The following is a 19,726-nucleotide window of genomic DNA, read 5'->3' on the forward strand; positions in this document are numbered from 1 at the left end:
CTAGTACCATGCTGATTTATATTCGTTAATGCGGTATTTATTCGAGATGCATTAACAACTCTTAATCTATATTTTGTATATTTCCCCGGGTAATGGCGCCTCCGCCCCGACTATTGACACGGGCATTTCCTGCGCCTAAACTGGGGACTGGAATATGAATTGCCCCAAGGACCACAGCCCGATGATCGTGGTTGAGCACGACCGGATAGCGCTGGACTATTGCCCGGAATGTCGCGGCGTGTGGTTTGACCGGGGTGAACTCGAGCTGCTGATGGAGCTGGCTTGCGGCGGTGAAGCGGATGCCTGTACTGCCGATCTTTTAACCCGACCGGAAGCGACAACCGCCGAAGCCCGGCGCCGCTGCCCCATCTGCAACCACAATATGCGTAAAGAACACATCGGACAGCAGCCGGCGGTGTTGATAGACTCCTGCGGCCGGGGCGACGGTCTTTGGTTCGACGGCGGGGAACTGCACCAGGTGCTGTCGCAGTTCCAGGCCGGCGTCGAAGGCAATCAGGACGCCAGGTTACTGGATTTTCTCAAAGAGACTCTCAAGGCTGATATCAACGAATAAGGAGGAAATATGGTAGGACTGCTCATCGCCTTAGGTATCATCGTCGTCCTGTTTCTTATTTTTATCGGCATCTACAATGCCCTGGTGGGTCTCCGCAACCAGGTTAAAAACGCCTGGGCGCAGATTGACGTACAACTCAAACGGCGGTATGACCTCATCCCCAACCTGGTTGAGACGGTCAAGGGGTACGCCAAACACGAACGCGAGGTTTTTGAGAACGTCACCAAAGCCCGCAACCTGGCCCAGCAAGTATCGTCGTCAGCGCCCCACATCCGGGCTCAGGCGGAGGGTGAGTTGTCCGCTGTCCTGGGGCGCCTGCTGGCGGTGGCTGAAGCTTATCCTGACCTTAAGGCCAATCAGAATTTCCTGGCCTTGCAGGAAGAACTGGCTTCAACCGAAAACAAGATCTCGTTCTCCCGCCAGTTTTACAATGATTCGGTTTTAACCTACAACAACAAGATCCAGATGTTCCCTTCCAACATCATCGCCGGCATGTTCGGCTTCACCATGAGTGAATTCTTCGAACTGAAAGTAGAAGCCGAGCGCGTCGCCCCCAAGGTCAGCTTCAGCTAAATCCAAATGTCGTTCAGGCAGGGGCGCGGCGCCGCGCCCCTGCATTCGTGTACCAGAGATAGAGTTATGTGGGAACAGATCAGCGCCAACCGCACCCGTTCGGCCGTCCTGGTCATCATGATGGGCGCCGTGCTCATCATACTGGGCTACGCTGTCGGCATTTACTTTCTGGATGAGCCCTGGGGCGGCGTTGCCGTGGCCGCCGCGGTTTGGATCATCATGACCCTGGTGGCTTATTTTCAGGGCGACAGCATCCTCCTGGCGACCGCCGGGGCCAAGAAGATCGAGAAGAAGGATCACCCTCGCCTGTTCAACATCGTCGAGGAGATGACCATCGCCTGCGGCCTGCCCCGGATGCCGGATGTCTATATCATTGACGATCCGGCGCTCAATGCCTTCGCCGTCGGCCGCGACCCCAGCAAGTCAGCGGTTGCCATCACCTCAGGCCTGCTGCAGAAGTTGAACCGCGACGAACTTCAAGGGGTCATGGCTCACGAGATGGCGCACGTCAAGAACCGCGACGTGCTGCTCATGTCAATGGCCGCCGTTCTGCTTGGCACTATCGTCATTATTTCCTATTACGCCTCGCGAATGCTCTTCTACTCCGGCGGCCGCGGCTCGCGGCGCTCTTCGGATTCAGGAGGCGGCGGCGCTATTATCGCATTGATCGGACTGGTTTTCATGATCCTGGCGCCGATCTTTGCCCAGCTCATCTATTTCGCCATCTCCCGGCGGCGGGAATATCTGGCCGATGCCTCGGCCGCCCTGTTCACCCGGTATCCGGAGGGTCTGGCTTCGGCGCTGGAGAAGCTGGGCGCTTCCACCAATCAGATCAGGGGCGCCAATCAGGCCACAGCGCCGATGTACACCGTCAATCCATTCCGAGAAGAAGGAAGAAAGGCCGCCGACCTTACCAGCACCCACCCGCCGATCTCGGAACGAGTGAAAATCCTGAGGCGGATGGGCCACTCCGCCTCATACCAGGCTTACGAACGAGCCGCCGAAGAGACCTCTAAAAAACATGTCATTCCTGCCTCGGCGCTCACCGGAGCCGATTCGGTTCCAGTTCGGGCGCCTTCCGCGGAAGGCGCCGTCGGCGAACCGGACAAGTTCGCCCGGACGCGCGAGACGCAGAATATGCTCTTCGGCATGGCCAATTACCGCCAGCTGAACTGCGCCAACTGCGGTACCACGCTCCGGCTGCCGCCCAACTTCACCGCCCCGGCGGTCCGCTGCCCGCATTGCGGGACGGTGAACAAAACCGCCTGACATTAGGGACAGCTACCGATTAAGCGTCAGATTTTCCCTTCTTGTTCCCAAGGGATTTGTATTGATACCCACTGTCACTGTATAATTTATGTAAAACAAGTGGATTTATCCTTATTTTGATTGCGCCGTTCCTCCCTTCCAGTTTAGCCTGTTCTCACAACGTTCATAGTCGCGCCGACCGTGTCTTTTCCAGCCAAACCAAAAATATACTATAGGAAAACAATGACTTTCGATTCTTTTAATCTTCACCCTGCCGTCATGAGCGGCGTCAAAGCCGTCGGTTATACCGAACCCACCCCCATCCAGGCCCAGGCCATCCCGCCGGCGCTTGAAGGTAAAGACATCATCGGCCTGGCCCAGACCGGGACCGGCAAGACCGCCGCCTTCGTCATCCCCATACTGCAGCGACTGCTAAAGGGCCCGGCCGGGAAGCTGAGGGCACTTATAATTTCTCCGACGCGGGAGCTGGCCGAGCAGATCTACGACACCATCAAGGGGCTTTCTTACTACACCAACCTGCGCGCCATGGCTATCTACGGCGGCGTCGGCATGGAACCGCAAAAATCCAAGATACGCACCGGCGTGGACATCGTTGTCGCCTGTCCCGGCCGACTTTTAGATCACGTCTGGCAGGGCACTATCGACTTCACTGACGTGGAACTGCTGGTTATCGACGAGGCGGACAGGATGTTCGACATGGGTTTCCTGCCCGACGTGAGAAAAATATTAAAATGCCTGATGCACCAGCGTCAGACACTGCTCTTCTCCGCCACAATGCCGGATGATGTCCGCAAGCTGGTGCGCGAGATCCTCAAGGACCCGGTGACAGTGCAGATAGGCACGGTAGCGCCAGCCAACACGGTGGCTCATGCCCTTTACCCGGTGCGCCAGGACCTGAAGACACCGCTGCTGAAAGCGGTGCTGAAACAGATCGACACCGGTTCCGTCCTGGTCTTCACCCGCACCAAACACCGCACCGAACGGGTAGCCCTGGCGCTGGCCCAGGCCGGCCACTCGGTCGCCTCCATCCAGGGTAATCTGTCCCAGTACCGCCGTCAGGAAGCTCTTGACGGCTTTAAGGACGGCAAATACAAGGTGCTCGTAGCCACCGATATCGCTTCCCGCGGCATCGACGTTTCCGACGTTTCCCACGTAATTAATTACGATATGCCGGACACCGCTGACGCCTACATCCACCGCATCGGCCGCACCGGCCGCATCGGCAAGACCGGAGACGCCTTCACCTTCGTCACCGCCGAAGATGAGCTAATGGTTAAATCACTCGAAAAATTACTTAAGGCTCCCATTGAACGGCGAATTGTTGATGGTTTCAAGTACGACGCCCCCGAACCCGTTAAGACTGAATTCGCCCGTCCGCCACGGCGTCACACCCGGCCGCAGACGGCAGCGCCGAATGTCGACCGAAGCCGCCGGAGGCGTCCAGCGCCGGGTCAAGCGGCTTAGCTTAAATTACTATTCCCCTCAGCAAGATATTTCCACCACGGAACTTTTGATCTACGCTTATTGAAGTTAACCCCCTGGCCGGCAATCCGGGTTCGAGAACCATAGCTAAAAAGCTTTGGATGGGGTATACTTGGCGCTGAACGGGGAACAAAATCAAAGGAGCGCCAAGATGGTCATTAAAGTAGTCACCGATTCTACTTCCGACATTCCGGCGCCGCTGGCGTCAGAGCTCGGCATCACCTCGGTTCCCCTTTATGTTCAGTTCGGCAGCGAATCTTTCCGTGACCGGGCAGACATCACCGAAAACGAGTTTTACACCCGGCTGGTGACCGATCCGGTGCACCCTACCACCGCCCAACCCTCGCCCCAGGATTTCGCCGCCGCCTATGACAGCATCGCAGGCGGCGCAGACGGCATACTGTCAATTCATATCTCGGAAAAAATGAGCGGCACCATCAATTCGGCACAACAAGGCGCCAAACTGATGAAACATTTCGTACCGGTGGAAGTCGTTGACTCCAAGTTCACCTCAATGGCCCAGGGCCTGGTTGTCCTCGCCGCGGCGCGGCTGGCCAGAACGGCGAAGGACTTGAAATCGGCCGCCGCTGCGGCCCGCGGTTTCGTCGATGACATTCATCTGCTGGTCCTTTTCGACACCCTCAAATATATCGCCCGCGGCGGTCGCATCGGCAGAGCCAAAGCGCTGTTGGGTTCCATCCTGAACGTCAAACCGCTGCTGTCCATCAAGGACGGCGAGTTCGTACCGGTCGGCCAGGTCAGAAGCCGGGTCAAGGGCATTGACCGGCTGTTTGAACTGGCCAGGAATGCCTCAAATAATATCGCGGAACTGGCGGTCATCCATTCCACCACGCCTGACGAAGCCCAGATGCTGGCCAACCGCATCGGAGAATTCCTGCCGGCAGATAAAATCCACATCGCCCGTTTTGGGCCGGTGCTCGGCGTTCACGGCGGGCCTGGAGTAATAGCCGTAGCTTTCAGGCTTAAAGCCTGACCTCAAGAGCCCTTCGGTCGATATTGACGGGTGATTATTAAGGTGCTAAATTATTTAGCACCTTATATTTTTTTATGGAAGACCGCGAAAGACAAATCGAGCAGCTCATGGAAAAGCTGCACTCGTTGAAACGGCTGATGACCCCGGAAAGCCACGGCCCCGGCTGCCATCAGGAGTTAGCCCCGTCCCAATGGCTGGTGCTTCACCTGGTCAGCCACCAGGAAGGCATCGGCATCAAAGACCTAGCCTCGCAGCTCGGTATTACTTCTTCAGCGGCGACTCAAGTCGTCAATGGACTGGTCAACAAGGGTTTCCTGGTCCGCCAAGCCTCGCCGGATGACCGGCGGGCGCTTTGTCTCAGTCTTCCGGAGGAAGGCCGCCGCCGGGTGGAGGCCGCCAAGAAGCAGCGACTGGAACGCATTGCTTCAATTTTCAAAGTTCTGTCAGAAGAAGAACTGCGTACATTCATAGACCTTGCGGACAGGGTCTGCAGCCGCAATCATTTAAAGGAGTAGTATGTCATCCACCCTTAAAACTCCTCTGGTACTGGCCGGCATGATGCTGTCGATGATCCTGGCGTCCCTTGATCAAACCATCGTCGCCACAGCCATGCCCCGCATTGTTCAGGAGTTCCAGGGCCTTTCCCACCTGTCGTGGGTTTTCACCGCCTACATGCTGGCTTCGGCGGTAACTGTGCCGATATACGGCAAGCTGACCGATCTTTTCGGCCGCCGCCGGCTGCTTATTATTGCCGTGCTTATTTTCCTGGGCGGCTCGATGCTTTCCGGCCTGGCCCAGAACATGACGCAGCTGATTTTCTTCCGCGGCATTCAGGGTGTCGGCGCCGGCGCCATCATGGTGAATGCTTTTGCCATCGTCGCCGACTTATTTCCGCCGGCGCAGCGCGGCAAAGTCCAGGGTCTCTTCGGCGCGGTCTTCGGCATCACCTCAGTCGCTGGCCCGCTGCTGGGCGGCTGGCTCACCGACAGTTTTTCCTGGCGCTGGATATTTTATGTTAATGTCCCGATCGGGGTGGTCGCCCTGGCAGTGATCTTCGCCGGCATGCCCAGGCACGCCGCTGCCGCCCACGGCAACGGGGAGAGATCTATTGACTACTTCGGCGCCGTCCTGCTGACCGCTACCCTGGTGCCGCTCCTGCTGGCGCTGGTTTGGGGCGGCAGCCAGTATCCCTGGGGTTCTCCCGAAATCATCACCCTGCTGGCTGTTTCCGCGGTTGCCTTGCTCGGTTTCCTGTGGCGCGAGACCAAAGCCCGGGACCCCATCGTCACCCTGAGCCTGTTTAGAAATCGGGTTTTTACCATATCGGTTATCGCTACTTTTCTTGCTTCACTTGGCATGTTCGGTTCAATTTTGTTCATCCCCGTTTTTGCCCAGGGCGTGGCCGGATTTTCCGCCACCAACTCCGGTTTGATTATGATGCCGATGATGCTGGCCATTGTCGCCGGCTCTATGTTTGCCGGTCAGGTGATGTCGCGCACCGGTAAATACAAAGTCCTGGCCGTCTCCGGCCTGGGTATCGCGACCCTTGGTATGGCGCTGTTTTCTCAGGTAGGCGAATCGACTTCTCAGTTTGATCTCATCATACGGATGGTTGTCATGGGCGTAGGCCTGGGGTTCACCATGCCCATCTTCACCGTGGCGGTACAGAACGCCTTCAGCCACAGCCGCATCGGCGAAGTTACCGCCGGTATCCAGTTGTTCCGGACGGTGGGAGGCACCGTCGGCGGCGCGGTTCTCGGCGGCGTCATGAACGCCCAGCTCGCTTCCAAGCTAATAGGCATCGAAAACCATCCGTTCATTGTCGCGGCCAAACAGGTCAGTCCCGGCACGCCGGTGGTGATCGACGGCAATACCATTCAGACATTTCTGTCCAATGACGGTCAGGCACAGATCCGCGCGCTGATCGCCCAGGCACCGGAGGCTATCCGGGAGCAAATTTCCGCTGCTTTCGACCAGTTTCTCGAGATCCTGAAGACCGCCTTCAGCCAGTCGATCGACTACGTTTTTATCATCGGCGCCGCGCTCATGGTCGTTGCATTCGCGGCGTCGTTTTTCCTGCCGCAGCTTCCTTTGCGAAAGAGCCACCGCCCGGCGGCTGAGGAACTCGGTGTCGAGCTGGATGCGGCCATGGGTCAGTCTGATAAGAGGCACGAGCCGGACATCCTGGGTAAAGTGTAAACCTGGTCTGGGTCTTCCGGCGATGAAGTTCAGCCAAACGGTGCTATAATTTTGGTGAACGAAACCCCCAAGGAGTCCATCATGCCCCTCAGACCAGCCGAAGGCGCCCCGGAAAAATTGATCCCGGTATTCCAGGAGCTTAAAAAACTGCTTGTGCCTTTCGCCGCCGGTCTAAAGGTGACTGACGAACCGCGGCATTACGCCCTGACCGGTCCGTCGACGCCGGCAAGCCGAGGCAAAGAGGTCTGGTTCGGCGGAGCCGTGGTGGCCAAACGATACGTCAGCTTCCACCTGATGCCGGTCTATGCCTTCCCTGATCTGCTGCGGAACGTCTCCCCGGCGCTCAAACAGAGGATGCAGGGCAAGAGCTGCTTCAATTTCACCAGGATCGATCCTGAACTGATATCCGAGCTAAAAAGATTGGTGAAATCAGGCTACGCCCGTTTCAAAAAAGAAGGCCTGATCTCAAGCTAGTCCTTGACAGCCCTTGTGGCGGCAATCTCGTATGTCCGGCTTGAGAGAAGTCGCTCAGTTTTTGATGGTACGCAGGCTGAGCAGGTGGATGGTTACCCCGGCGGCGATAACACCAAGGAGCAGCCGAATCCACACCACATCTACCACCGTGATGCTCAAGCCGATGGCGAGCCAGAGTACCACTATCGCAGAGACCTTAACCTTGAACTTGATAGCCCGGTTCTCCCGGTAATTGCGGATATATTCCCCCAGCCAGTGATGATGTATCAGCCAGTGGTAGAATCGCGGTGATGAGCGGGCGTAGCAGGCGGCAGCCAGCAGCAGGAAAGGCGTCGTCGGCAGCAGCGGCAGGAAAACCCCCAGGACGCCCAGGGCGAGCGCCAGGGTCCCAATGCCAATGAGAATGATTCGACGGCCGTGTTTCATCTAATCAACTGATCAACAAAAGAGCTTGAGTATATCACGGCCGAAGTGGTAATCCCGAATGGTCAGGTTTATCTGATAGCGGAAAGAGCACAGTGAAATTGCTCCCCTGGCCGGGTTCGCTCTTCACCTCGATGCGTCCCCCGTGGGCTTCTGCAATCTGGCGGCAGATGGCAAGACCCAATCCCGAACCCCCTTCAGCCCTCGAACGCGCCTTATCCACCCGGTAAAACCGGTCGAAGATGTGAGCCAGGTTTTCTTTGGGAATCCCTATGCCAGTATCGGTCACAGATACCTCGGCAAAGCCGTCACGTATCGCAGCCGACAGCGTAACGCTGCCTCCCGGCGGGGTATAGCGTATGGCATTATCGTAGAGGTTGATGAACAGCCGCCGCAGTTCCAGCCTGTCGCCAAGGACCTTGACCGGTTCCAATCTGTCGATTCGGCAGGCCAACTGCCTGGATAGGCACAGCGGGTTGAATTCCTCGGCCAGGTCTTTCAGCAGCCTGTCAAGCTCAATTTCCTCAAGTTTTAGAGGCTGGCCGGAATCGCTGCGGGACACCGAAAGCAGCTTGTCGATCAGCCCCGCCATATGCTCGGATTCACGGCTGATTACCTCCAGAGAGGACCGGTATTCCTCGGGATTACGGCTCTTGCTTAAAGCCAGGGTGGATTCTGCCTGAATTATAGCCGCCGGCGTCCGGAGCTCATGTGAAGCGTCGGCGGTGAAGCGGCGCTGCGCCGTGAACGACTGGTCCAGTCGGCCGATCATCTGGTTCAGTGTTTCGGCAAGTTTCCCAAGTTCGTCGTTTGCGCTGACCTCGATCCGCCTTGACAGGTCGGTGCTGCTGATCTCCCGCGCCGTCCTGGTCATTTCATCAACAGGTTTCAACGCCCGGTTAGCCATGAACAGGCCGCCGGCGCCGGCCAACAGCAGTGTGATCAGTCCACCGATTACGTGAACTACGGCAAGCTGGTCCAGCACCTGGGACACTGAGGCGGTTGATCGCCCGATCAAGAGGATACCTGAGTTTGAGTCGCCAGCGGCGGGTGACAGAAAAATTCTTGTCGGCTCCCGCCCGGGCCGGTTCATCGTCGCAAAGACTGCATTTTCCGCGGTGGCATCGGCCAGCAGCCCCTCGAGACCGGGGATAGTAAAGGCATCGCCCATGACCTGCAGCTGGGTTCCCGAGGCATCGAAGAGCATCAGCAGTTCAAGCGACTGTGTCTCAAAAAACACCGTCGGATTCTCCTCCAGTACCGGGCTTCCATTTATGATCGATATATTGACTCTGATGTTATTCGCTGTCGTTTCCAGTGAATCATCAAAACTGGAATTCAGGCTGTTGGATAGATAAACGTACGAGATTGATATAAAAAATAGCAGCAGGGCGCCTAATACGAAAAGGTACCATATCGTCAGCAGGAATTTGACGCTCTTGAAGAGAGTCATTTCCCCTCCATGCGATACCCGGCGCCTCGAATCGTTTTTATCAGGCTGGGTTGACCCGGCTGGTCGATTTTATTCCGCAGCTTCTTGATGTAAACGTCGATCACGTTGGACAAGCGGTCGCTCTGGTAGTCCCAGACCCGCTCTTCCAGCATGGTGCGTGTGATCAGGATACCAGGGTGGCGCATTAAATATTCCAGTATGGCGTACTCCCGGCTGGTCAACTCGATTCTCCGACCGCCCCGAACGGCGGTCCTGGTGGCTGTGTCCAGTTCCAGGTCTGCGACGGCTAACGGCGATGAGTTCAAGGGGGCGCCCCGCCTGAGCAAAGCCCTGACCCTGGCGAGCAGTTCCGAAAAGGCAAAGGGCTTGATCATGTAGTCGTCGGCCCCGGCATCCAGGCCGGCCACCCGGTCTTCGACGGCATCCCGCGCCGTCAGCATCAAAACGGGGGTGCCGATTTTCCGATTCCGCAATTCAAGGCATGTCTTAATACCGTCCTGTTTAGGCAGCATCACGTCCAGAATTATCAGGTCGTAGGACGCGCTTTCAGCCAGTGCCTGCCCTTCCAGGCCGTCAAACGCGCTGTCGACGGCATAGCCCGCTTCTTCCAGGCCGCGCTTGATTATCTGGGCCAGGCGCCTTTCATCTTCAACGACCAGGATTCTCACTGCGGCCTCCAACCCACTATTTTATTATACCCGAACCGAAGAGGAATCCCCGCAAAAAGCGTCAATCTCGTGATTCACTAACTGCGCCCATTATTGCTATAATTCCGGGAGTGCCCCTGTAGCTCAGTAGGATAGAGCAGCGGTTTCCTAAACCGCGTGTCGCGCGTTCGAATCGCGCCAGGGGTACCAGTTCAATAATGGAGGCCCTCCTGAGAATCCCATTCTGGATCCCGCTCGTTCTATTGCTGCTGATTATCAGTCTGGCACTGGGCATTCACTTTGATTTGATACAGTTTGAATCGGTGGTTGGACCTTATCTTCTCACCCACTGGATGGGCTGGATAGGCGTCGGTTTTTTGGCGGTCTCGGTGCCGGCTTACTCGATACTCAAGCGCTTCGTTAAACTGCGTTCAAAAGCCTTGCTGCCGGCCCATATCTTCGGCAATATTCTGGCCTTCGGCTTAATCACAATCCATTTCGCCCAACGTTTGCGGTTCCCTGATTTCGACACCGGCTTCCTGATGTACCTGATGCTGTCCGGTCTCATCCTTACCGGCATGATTAAGAGATTTTGGTATTTACCCCGAATAAACGGCATCCTAAACTATCTCCATCCCGGGCTGGCCCTATCCCTGGCTCTCACCGTGCCGTTCCATATCGCCCGCAACCTGGGCTTGTTGTAAATCCTTCCGATATTTCCCCAGCCAAAGCCAGGCAAATCATCTGCTCAGAAAATTGGGTACCGGCGGCGTCTTTGCATGGCAGGCGGAATAAATGATGCTTACCTTGTGCCTTTCGCGGCGTTATACAATATAGAAATCCGAACCCGAAGAGAAAACAATGAAAAAATTGCTCTTACCCATCGTTTTATCCGCCGCGCTGCTGTTTTCCGGCTGCGCCCGCCCGACCTATGGAGAAGAACTCAAATCGGGCAAGCCGCGGCTTTCCCCCAACGCTCCGGCCGCCGACGTTTCAGAACTCGTTGCCGGCAACAACGAATTCGCCCTGGCTCTCTATCAATTACTGAAGGCGGAGGATGGCAACATCTTCTATTCCCCTTACAGCATCTCGGCGGCGCTAGCCATGACCTACGGCGGCGCCCGCGGCGAGACAGAACGGCAGATGGCTGACACCCTGCGCTTCACCCTGGGGCAGTCCCGCCTCCATGCCGCTTTCAACGCTCTGGATACCGCCCTTAACTCCCGCGGTCAGGGGGCTAAAGGCAAGGACGATGAACCTTTCGTTCTAAAGGTGGTCAACGCTCTCTGGGGCCAGCGGGACTTCAAGTTTGAGACAAGTTACCTCGATCTGCTGGCCGAGAATTACGGCGCCGGACTGCGCCTTGTCGATTTTATCAAGGACACCGAAAACTCCCGCCAGACGATCAACAGCTGGGTGGCTAAAGAGACGGAACAGCGGATTAAGGACCTCCTCCCCCAGGGCTCGGTCAATGATCTAACTCGTTTGGTGCTGACCAATGCCGTCTACTTTAACGGAGGCTGGCTAAACCCCTTTTCCGAAGATGCCACCCGAAGCGGCGCCTTTAATCTGCTGGACGGTCGTAAGGTCATCGTACCGATGATGTTCCAGAGTTCCGGTATGGGCTACGCCGTCGGGGATGGATATCAGGCAGTGGAGTTGAAATACGACGGCGGCGAACTCTCCATGGTCATCATCCTGCCAGCGGAAGGCGCCTTCGGCGCCTTCGAAACCAGCCTCGGCAGCGCTAAACTGGCATCAATCCTGGCAGCCTTGAAGAACAATACCGTCAACCTGACCATGCCCAAATTCGAGTTCGATTCAGAGTTCGGCCTCAAGGAAACTCTGGCAGTCTTGGGCATGCCCGTCGCCTTTTCCGACAGCGCCGATTTTTCCGGCATGACCGGGCGGCGGGATTTGCAGATTCAGGACGTGGTGCATAAAGCCTTTATATCTGTCGATGAAGCCGGCACTGAAGCCGCCGCGGCCACCGGCGTCGTCGTCGGCACAACTTCGGTGCCGCTGGACCCGGCAACCGTCACCCTCGACCGCCCGTTCATTTTCCTCATTCGTGATATCGCCTCCGGGGCCATTATCTTCACCGGTCGTGTCGTGGACCCGTCGTAGCGAAGAGTTTTTAGACTACTCACACCCGTCTCGACACCGCTTGCCCGGCTTAAACCCGAGGCCGTTGATACCTGAAGCCTTTTCTGGGTTATAATCTCACCAATGGTCCGACAACCATCAACGGAACCCCCCGTCCGGCGGCTGCTGGACGCCGCCGGTGTCAAGCTGATGATGCTTGCTTCAGACCGGTGGGCGAAGGCGGCTTTCATTTTGGTTTTTTTTACGGCTGCGGCGGCCAGGATTTTAGCGGCGCCGTTCTCAGCCACCCAGGACACGGCTCAGTTCTGGTCGTTCGCCCAGTTGTTTAAGCAGCACGGTCTTGATTTCTACAGTCATTATGCCGGCACCGACCCTGTCAACCCGTGGCAGGGCTGGGGATTCGTGTATCCTCCTATCTGGCTCCTGATTCTGGGCCTAGCGGCGGTAGCCGCCCCCGGTGCCGCCGCCGGGCAGGATTTCGTGGACACCGCGTGGCGCTTTGCCATGAAAATACCGATCATCACCGCCGACCTGGCGATCGGGATTATCCTGTTTGCTGCCGTACCCGGTTCCGCCTGGAAAAAACTGCTTTTCGCTACACTGTGGCTGCTGAATCCGGCGGTATGGTACCAGTCTGCGGTTTTCGGCCAGTTCGACGCCATTGCCGCCGCTTTTTTGTTGGGCGCTTTGGTTCTTTTTGAAAAACAACATTACCGATGGGCTTTCGCCGCCGCTGCCGCGGCTGTCCTCACCAAGCAACACACTTTGATTCCGGTGGCTTTCATGATCGCGTCCGCCTTCAGAATGATGCCCCGGCGGCAGATTGTTGCCAACTTTGGCGTTTTTACTGGGATTATCGCTGCGGTCTCGCTGCCGTTCATGGTTACCGGGAGCGGCGGAGAATACTTGAAAGCTGTCCTGCTGCCGGGTCAAGCGCCAGCCTATCAGGAGCCGATGGTCTACGCCTTTTCAGGCAGCGGGGCGCTGGTCACTTATCTCCACAACGCCTACGGTTGGGACACGGTGGGGTGGTTGAATATCAACACCCCGGTAATGGTTTTGGGCATCATCGCGGGACTAGCGGCGACTTACTGGCTGAAACTGTCGCCCGCGCGTTCCATGCTGATCGGGATCCTCATATTCATCTCTACCTTTTACCGGATCAACTACCAGTACCTGGTGATTTTCATTCCGCTAGCGATCTATATCGCCGCGAGGTCTTCATATCTAACCGAGCGTTTATGGAGCGTTGCTTTAGCGCTTTTTCCAAGCCTGTGGCTCTGGTTCTTCAACGTTGCCTTCTGGTTCAACTACGTTTCGCCGGTCTATCCCGCCGCTTCGACAGTGCTTTCCCATTTCGGTTGGACCCAGGAAACATCCGGCGATATTGTATATGTTAGAATAGCTTTGGTGATCACCTTCCTCGCTTTTGGCTACTGCCTCCTGGCATTGACCCGGTGGCGAGCACCCCTAAAGAGCGTTGCGTGAGACCAGTTGACGGTTCACGGAAGGACACGAAGACTTGGGCAGCCTTTTTCGCGAAACGCTGATCGGGGTTGTTAAGGCGACCGCGCCGCTGATCGGCATCATCATTCTCTTGCAGGTGGTGTTTGTCCAGGCTTCGGGCGTCCTATTCCTCAAATTCGTTATCGGCACGTTACTGGTTATCGCCGGGATGGTATTGTTCCTCCTCGGCATCGAAATAGGCATCCTGCCAGCCGGCCGTTTGGTCGGTTCCGGCTTGATCCAAAGCCGGTCTATCTGGCTGATCGCCGCGGTGGCTTTTTTAATCGGCTTCAGTACAACCATTGCCGAACCTGATGTGCTGGTGCTTTCGATGCAAGCTGAAGGGATTTCCGGCGGGGAGATAAACGGCAATTCTCTGGTTTATATTATTGGAATCGGGCTGGCGGTGTTTACCGTATTGGCCATGTTGCGCATCCTGGCTGGGATCAAAATGGCTTATTTGCTAGCCGCCAGCTATCTGGTGGTTATCTTACTGGCCGTCCTGACGCCTGCTGACTTCGTTCCGCTGGCCTTCGATTCAGGCAGTGTGACCACCGGAGCGCTGACCGCCCCGATCGTCATATCGCTGGGGATCGGCTTCAGTTCAGTCTTGGCCGGCCGTTCACCGGTCTCAGACGGCTTTGGCTTGATCGGCTTTGCTTCTATCGGCCCTATCATCGCGGTAATGATCATGGGGATAATTGCCGGTTGAATCTGCTGGATCTGTGGCAGACTTTCATCATCACCGCAAGGGGTGTGGCTGAGGCGATCTTGCCTCTGCTTTTTATTTTGTTGGTTTTTCAAACCTTTTTCCTCCGGTTGCCGCCGAGGTATTTATTGAACCTGCTAAAAGGCGCTTTGCTTTCCGCGACGGGACTGCTGCTGTTCCTGCTTGGGGTCCAGGAAGGATTCCTGCCTTTTGGATATGCCATTGGCGAGGCATTTGATACCATGGATCACCGATGGCTGGTTATTCCCCTGGGTTTTATCCTCGGCTTTGTGACAACCAGAAGTGAACCGGCTGTCCGCATCCTGTGCAATCAGGTAGAAAAAACATCAGCCGGTTCGATCCGGGCATCACTGATTCTATTTTCCGCCTGTTTCGGCGTCGGTGTGTTTGTCGCTCTGGGAATGGCAAGGATAATCTACAGCATTCCCATTTTATACATATTGATCCCGGGGTACCTCATAGTTCTCCTGCTTCTCAGATTTACTCAGCCTGCCTTTATTTCGATTGCTTTTGACGCCGGCGGTGTTGCCACCGGTCCCGTTGCCAACACCTTTCTGCTGGGACTCGGGCTCGGTCTGGCATCAGCCGCCGGTTCCGGAGAAGCCGCCGTTTACGGCCTGGGACTGGTAGCTCTGATAGCCCTGGCTCCAATCATTTCAGTAATGGTACTCGGTATTATCATCAGGAATAAAAGCGCCACAGGAGGCAACTAGCATGAGCGACGGATCGTTGATCATCACCATTGTCAACAAAGGATGGGGGGAACAGGCGATGCGTTCCGCGATGAAAGCAGGAGCGGAAGGCGGAACCATAATCATGGGGCGCGGGGTAGGCATTCACGAAGAAAAGCAAAATATCCTGGGTATCCCGATCGAGCCCGAAAAGGAAATAGTCTTGTCTGTTACCTATCCAGACAAGACCCAAGCGATTCTGGACAGCGTTATTAATACTTGCGAGTTGGATGAACCAGGATCAGGCATCGCTTTCGTCGTACCAGTTGAAAAAGTAGTCGGCGTCTGTCACCTGAACTCGCCAAAGCCCACGGGAAACGAGGCGGCTGGTCAGGAGTAATCTTGTTTTCGGTCGCTGGCGATTGCCAGCGACCGCTTTGTTGAGCCGATTTTCCGGGAAGGTTATCAGTTATTAAACAGTAATGTCCAAACTGGGTTATCTACGTTTATGTGGTACTAATACGTTATTATTTTTATCTTGACTAGTTCAAGCCCACGCTCTATCATTCATTTATCTCTTCAAGGAGGCTGGCTTTGCGGAAACACGACTCGAAGGTCAGTATCATTCCCGGAACTATTCTGGCTCTGCTGGTGCTTGTATTGCCGGTACTTGGAATCGGCGGCTGCACCGGGTCGACAACTGAGCCGACCGCAACCACAACTCCCCCGCCAACGACGGCAGACGGAACGCTGTTGCCGACAGTGGCCGGAGTTGACGCAACCCTCTTGTATTCCAGTAAATGCGCATCCTGCCACGGTACCAATCGTCAGGGAGGTGTGGCGCCGGCGCTTACCGACGTGAGTAACTTCAGCACCTCATTCTTAAGTTCCTTTTTCAGCGTCCATTTCACCGGTGTGGGTATGGCCGAACCGCTTCGCAACTCGCTCGCTAACTACCTTAAAACAAACTCTGTCGCCGCTCCGCCGCAAACAGGTCCGATCGACCCGGCGGCGGTCTACGCCGCCAATTGCTCGCTGTGCCACGGCGCTTTCCGCCAGGGCGGGTTGGCCGGACCCAATATCACTCCTAACCAAATCACCAACTTTACCACTGAAGCCAGGCTCAGCACTTTCATCTCCGCTCATCAGTCCGGGCAGAACCTGGACAAGGAACGGCGTGACCTGGTTGCAAAATGGTTAAAGGAAACCCCGTAAGATCCCAGAAAATAACCGCGGGATGCCTCCCGCTACAGGAGATAGAATGGATCTCGCAACTTTAGCCAGGCCTCAATTGAACCGCCGGGATTTTGTTAAGATCGCCAGCTTGACTGTAGCCGCGATGGGACTGAGCCAGGCGCTGAATCCCCGGATTGTCGAGGCATTGGAGCAGGTCGCCCCGGCTAAACCTCCGGTCATCTGGCTCGAAGGCCAGGGCTGCACCGGCTGCACCGAGTCTTTCCTCAATAATCTTGAGCCTTCCGCGGTCTCGATTCTCCTCGACACCATTTCATTGAGATACCATGAGACGGCAATGGCCGCCTCGGGTCACCAGGCAGACAAAGCCCTTACCGACACTATAAAAGCCGGGGGTTACGTTCTGGTGATCGAGGGTGCTATTCCCCTTGCCCAGAACGGCAAATTCTGCACCATCGCCGGGAAAACGTTCGTCGATATTGTGCGTGAATCGGCTAAAAACGCGGCGGTGATCATCAATGTCGGCGCCTGTTCATCTTTTGGCGGCATTCCGCGCTCCGGCCCGACCGACGCTGTGGGTTACCTCTTCCGCGGTAAGGAACTTCATCATGTCTTTGACGATGTCGGCAACAAGCCGGTCATCAACCTGCCGACCTGCCCGGTGCATAATGAGCGTTTGGTAGCCACCATCGTCTACTATCTGACCTTCGGCAAAGCGCCGGAAATGGATAATTACCATCGGCCTTTGGCTTTCTATGGAAAGCTGCAGCACGACAACTGCGCCCGCCGCGGCCAGTTCGAAGCCCGCCGCTTCGTTACCGATTTCAAAGACCCGGCCCAGCAGGGACGGTGCCTAATTCTGAAGGGCTGCAAGGGACCGATCGCCTTCCAGGATTGCTGGGAACGCCAATGGAATCAGCGGTCCAATTACTGCATCCAGGCGGGGGTTCCCTGCGTCGCCTGTTCCCAGCCTGAGTTCTATCAGGAAACCAGCCCTCTCTACGCCCATGACTATGACTTCGGCGTAAAGTAGTGTCCCTGGGAGTGAAGATTCAAAATACGCTTGGAAAGGGAATTCTAGAATGACCCGAGTAGTCGTTGACCCGTTAACCAGAATTGAAGGTCACCTCAGGATAGAAGTCGAAGTCAACAACGGCGTCATTACCGATGCCTGGTCAGCCGGCACCATGGCGCGCGGCATCGAAATCCTGCTCAAGAACCGCGACCCCTGGGACGCCCCGTACGTCACCAGCCGGTTGTGCGGCGTTTGCGAAGGTGTCCACGCCATCGCCTCGGCGCAGGCGCTGGAAGATGCCTTTGATATCGAACTGACCGAAGCCGGCCGGCTGATGCGCAACGTCTTCTGCGCTGGGTACTACGTTCACGACCACTACGTTCATTTCTATGTCTTATCCGCCCTAGACTACCTGGATATCATGGCTATCGCCAACTATAAAGGGAGCGATCCCGGGTTGCTCGGTATCAAGGACAAAATCGTCGGGCTGGTGGTCAAGGGTGATACATCGCCGTTCACCCCCCGCTATGAACCGGACGCCTTCACCGTCAACGATCCGGAAACGGTAACCACCCTGGTCTCTCATTACATCAAAGCCATCGAGATGAAGGCTAAGTCCCAGAAGATGTTGAACTTCATCACCGGCATCCAGCCTCATCCCAACACCGTAATGGTCGGCGGCTGCGTCGCTACCCCGTCCCGGGAACAACTCCTGGCCTTGCGCGACCTGTGGCTGGAACAGAAGGAGTTCGTCGATAACGTTTACCTGCCGGACGTGCTGGCTGTCGGCACCGGCCCGCTTTTCCCGTTAGCCAAGCTGGCTATCGGCGCCACCGACGGCAACTATTTAGCTTACCCCATGCTGCCGCAGGACGGAGCCGCCAAGACGGAAGACATTTCCTTCGGCGGATCAAACCACCTGTTCAAAGGCGGCGTGGTCAACGCTTCCGGCGCCCGCGGCACGCTTTCCGACATCGCCGGGATAAATGTAGCGCCGGTGGATTACTCCAAGATCACCGAGTCCGTTACCAGTTCCTGGTATAACTACCCTCAGGGGAGCACCGCGCTGCATCCTTCGGTGGGCGTGACCGAGTTCAACCTCAATAAAACCGGCGCTTACTCCTACTTCAAATCCCCGAGGTACAGCAGCAAACCGATGGAAGTCGGCCCGCTGGCCCGCGGCCTGGTCAACAAATTCCCGGCGCTGGTGGACTTTTTCAAAGCCGGCGGCCGAGAGGGCGTCGTGGCCAGGCACCTGTGCCGCGCCCTGATCACCAAGTCCATCGTTGACCAGGGGATTGCCTGGATCGACCGGCTGATCGAGCTCAGGACGGCCGGCCCGCTGGTGGGCATGAACGAGAAGGCGGTGCCCCGCAACGCCAAGGGCTTCGGCGTGTGGGACGCTCCCCGCGGCGCTCTGGGCCACTGGGTGGAGATCGAGAATCACCGCATCAAGAACTACCAGATGGTGGTGCCTTCCACCTGGAACGCCGGCCCCCGGGACGAGAACGGCGTCAAAGGCCCGTACGAGCAGTCTCTCATCGGGGCGCCGGTGCCGGACACCGAGAACCCGATCAACGTGGTGCGCATCATCCGGTCGTTCGACCCGTGCATCGCCTGCGGCGTCCACGTCATCGACGGGCGGACCGGCAAGGTCAAGGTCATCAACCTCCAGTAGTATGGAGGAAACCGCCGCGACGCTGATCCTCGGCGTGGGGAACGTGGCGCTGGGCGACGAAGGCTTCGGCATACACGTCGCCAGGCGGATCAAGGAAATCGGGGTTTCGGATAATGTGAAGGTCGAGGCCGGCGGAGTCGCCGGGTTCGACCTTCTTGGTTTACTGCCGGGCGTCGAGCGGCTGGTGATCGTCGATGTGATGGACGCCGACATGCCGCCGGGCGAGATCGGCTGGTTCGAGCTCGATAAAGACTTCAAGTCGTCGGAGGCGTCGAAACTGTCGTTCCACCAGGTCGGGGTCGTCGAGCTGCTGCAGATCGCGGGGGTGATCGGGTTAAAGCCGAAGGTGGAGTTCCTGGTGACCCGCCCGACGCGCATCGAGTGGAGCTTTGAGCTGTCCGCCGACGTCCAGCAGGCGGCTGACAAGGCGGTGCAGCACCTCCAGCGGCTCTTTCCCCGGCGCGCCGCCTGATTTTTCCTCACAGCCTCATCGCAAAAACGAAAGGAACGATTCTCTGCCGCATAACGCCGGGGCGGCACCTGTCCAGCAAATACACGGGTGAAGTTCATAGGCGGGTATTATAGCACAGGTGTTCCCTATGGCCGTCAAGCGAGTTTTGTCGTTTTTGGCGGTCCGGGGAAAATATATTTTGGGACCCCCGGCGCCGGGCGAAGGGCAGCCCTGCCGCGGAGGAGGTGGGACGGATACCAAAGTGGGATGAGCCCACTGTCCCACCG

21 protein-coding genes and 1 tRNA gene are annotated in these 19,726 nt (G+C 56.8%); 19 read left to right on the plus strand and 3 right to left on the minus strand.

Features of this window, described 5'->3' with window-relative positions; translation table 11 throughout:
* Positions 1–154 precede the first annotated feature (154 nt).
* The 8 genes from DEALK_RS08830 (at position 155) to DEALK_RS08865 (ending at position 7,565) form a co-directional block, all read left to right on the plus strand.
* The gene (locus DEALK_RS08830) at positions 155–574 is read left to right on the plus strand and encodes a zf-TFIIB domain-containing protein (protein ID WP_065128753.1); all 420 of its coding nucleotides are present in this window, start codon (positions 155–157) and stop codon (positions 572–574) included.
* A 9-nt stretch (positions 575–583) separates the two neighbouring features.
* Positions 584–1,147, plus strand: a complete 564-nt coding sequence (locus DEALK_RS08835; RefSeq protein ID WP_058439859.1) for a LemA family protein — start codon at positions 584–586, stop codon at positions 1,145–1,147.
* Positions 1,148–1,213: 66 nt separating this feature from the next.
* Complete coding sequence (locus tag DEALK_RS08840; protein ID WP_058439860.1) at positions 1,214–2,416, plus strand: M48 family metalloprotease; 1,203 nt, start codon at positions 1,214–1,216, stop codon at positions 2,414–2,416.
* 222 nt (positions 2,417–2,638) lie between these two features.
* Positions 2,639–3,880 (plus strand): DEAD/DEAH box helicase, encoded by a 1,242-nt coding sequence (locus DEALK_RS08845; protein ID WP_083496432.1) that lies wholly within the window; start codon positions 2,639–2,641, stop codon positions 3,878–3,880.
* A 169-nt stretch (positions 3,881–4,049) separates the two neighbouring features.
* A complete protein-coding gene (locus DEALK_RS08850) occupies positions 4,050–4,892 on the plus strand; it encodes a DegV family protein (RefSeq protein WP_058439861.1) in 843 nt (280 codons plus the stop codon).
* 74 nt (positions 4,893–4,966) lie between these two features.
* Positions 4,967–5,407, plus strand: coding sequence for a MarR family winged helix-turn-helix transcriptional regulator (locus DEALK_RS08855; RefSeq protein WP_058439862.1), 441 nt, complete (start codon positions 4,967–4,969; stop codon positions 5,405–5,407).
* A gap of 1 nt (position 5,408) precedes the next feature.
* Positions 5,409–7,091, plus strand: a complete 1,683-nt coding sequence (locus DEALK_RS08860) for an MDR family MFS transporter (protein ID WP_058439863.1) — start codon at positions 5,409–5,411, stop codon at positions 7,089–7,091.
* A gap of 81 nt (positions 7,092–7,172) precedes the next feature.
* Positions 7,173–7,565, plus strand: coding sequence for a hypothetical protein (locus DEALK_RS08865; RefSeq protein ID WP_058439864.1), 393 nt, complete (start codon positions 7,173–7,175; stop codon positions 7,563–7,565).
* A 54-nt stretch (positions 7,566–7,619) separates the two neighbouring features.
* Here the strand turns inward: DEALK_RS08865 and DEALK_RS08870 are convergent, their stop codons facing one another.
* From DEALK_RS08870 to DEALK_RS08880, 3 genes are read right to left on the minus strand one after another with little or no spacing between them, the layout of a single operon-like run.
* A complete protein-coding gene (locus DEALK_RS08870; protein ID WP_058439865.1) occupies positions 7,620–7,991 on the minus strand; it encodes a YbaN family protein in 372 nt (123 codons plus the stop codon).
* Positions 7,992–8,025: 34 nt separating this feature from the next.
* Positions 8,026–9,441, minus strand: a complete 1,416-nt coding sequence (locus tag DEALK_RS08875) for a sensor histidine kinase (protein WP_058439866.1) — start codon at positions 9,439–9,441, stop codon at positions 8,026–8,028.
* Positions 9,438–10,109, minus strand: coding sequence for a response regulator transcription factor (locus DEALK_RS08880; protein WP_058439867.1), 672 nt, complete (start codon positions 10,107–10,109; stop codon positions 9,438–9,440). The genes DEALK_RS08875 and DEALK_RS08880 overlap by 4 nt, the downstream gene beginning before the upstream one ends.
* Positions 10,110–10,221: 112 nt before the next feature.
* On the opposite strand from DEALK_RS08880, the gene DEALK_RS08885 reads away from it, so the two are divergent.
* The 11 genes from DEALK_RS08885 (at position 10,222) to DEALK_RS08935 (ending at position 19,460) form a co-directional block, all read left to right on the plus strand.
* Positions 10,222–10,298, plus strand: a tRNA-Arg gene (locus DEALK_RS08885).
* Positions 10,299–10,306: 8 nt separating this feature from the next.
* A complete protein-coding gene (locus DEALK_RS08890) occupies positions 10,307–10,792 on the plus strand; it encodes a hypothetical protein (RefSeq protein WP_058439868.1) in 486 nt (161 codons plus the stop codon).
* Positions 10,793–10,949: 157 nt separating this feature from the next.
* Positions 10,950–12,215 (plus strand): serpin family protein, encoded by a 1,266-nt coding sequence (locus DEALK_RS08895; protein ID WP_058439869.1) that lies wholly within the window; start codon positions 10,950–10,952, stop codon positions 12,213–12,215.
* A gap of 102 nt (positions 12,216–12,317) precedes the next feature.
* Complete coding sequence (locus DEALK_RS08900) at positions 12,318–13,682, plus strand: hypothetical protein (RefSeq protein ID WP_058439870.1); 1,365 nt, start codon at positions 12,318–12,320, stop codon at positions 13,680–13,682.
* A 34-nt stretch (positions 13,683–13,716) separates the two neighbouring features.
* Positions 13,717–14,412, plus strand: a complete 696-nt coding sequence (locus tag DEALK_RS08905) for a DUF1538 domain-containing protein (RefSeq protein WP_058439871.1) — start codon at positions 13,717–13,719, stop codon at positions 14,410–14,412.
* A complete protein-coding gene (locus tag DEALK_RS08910) occupies positions 14,409–15,143 on the plus strand; it encodes a DUF1538 domain-containing protein (RefSeq protein WP_244881600.1) in 735 nt (244 codons plus the stop codon). The genes DEALK_RS08905 and DEALK_RS08910 overlap by 4 nt, the downstream gene beginning before the upstream one ends.
* Position 15,144: 1 nt before the next feature.
* Positions 15,145–15,501: a P-II family nitrogen regulator gene (locus DEALK_RS08915; RefSeq protein WP_058439872.1), complete on the plus strand. Its 357-nt coding sequence runs from the start codon at positions 15,145–15,147 to the stop codon at positions 15,499–15,501.
* Between the two features lie 194 nt (positions 15,502–15,695).
* Positions 15,696–16,316 (plus strand): c-type cytochrome, encoded by a 621-nt coding sequence (locus DEALK_RS08920; RefSeq protein ID WP_058439873.1) that lies wholly within the window; start codon positions 15,696–15,698, stop codon positions 16,314–16,316.
* 46 nt (positions 16,317–16,362) lie between these two features.
* Positions 16,363–17,328, plus strand: coding sequence for a hydrogenase small subunit (locus DEALK_RS08925; protein ID WP_058439874.1), 966 nt, complete (start codon positions 16,363–16,365; stop codon positions 17,326–17,328).
* Positions 17,329–17,377: 49 nt separating this feature from the next.
* Positions 17,378–18,988 (plus strand): nickel-dependent hydrogenase large subunit, encoded by a 1,611-nt coding sequence (locus tag DEALK_RS08930; protein ID WP_058439875.1) that lies wholly within the window; start codon positions 17,378–17,380, stop codon positions 18,986–18,988.
* A 1-nt stretch (position 18,989) separates the two neighbouring features.
* A complete protein-coding gene (locus DEALK_RS08935) occupies positions 18,990–19,460 on the plus strand; it encodes a hydrogenase maturation protease (RefSeq protein ID WP_058439876.1) in 471 nt (156 codons plus the stop codon).
* Positions 19,461–19,726: the final 266 nt, after the last annotated feature.

It is taken from the genome of Dehalogenimonas alkenigignens (assembly GCF_001466665.1).
Classification (GTDB): domain Bacteria; phylum Chloroflexota; class Dehalococcoidia; order Dehalococcoidales; family Dehalococcoidaceae; genus Dehalogenimonas; species Dehalogenimonas alkenigignens.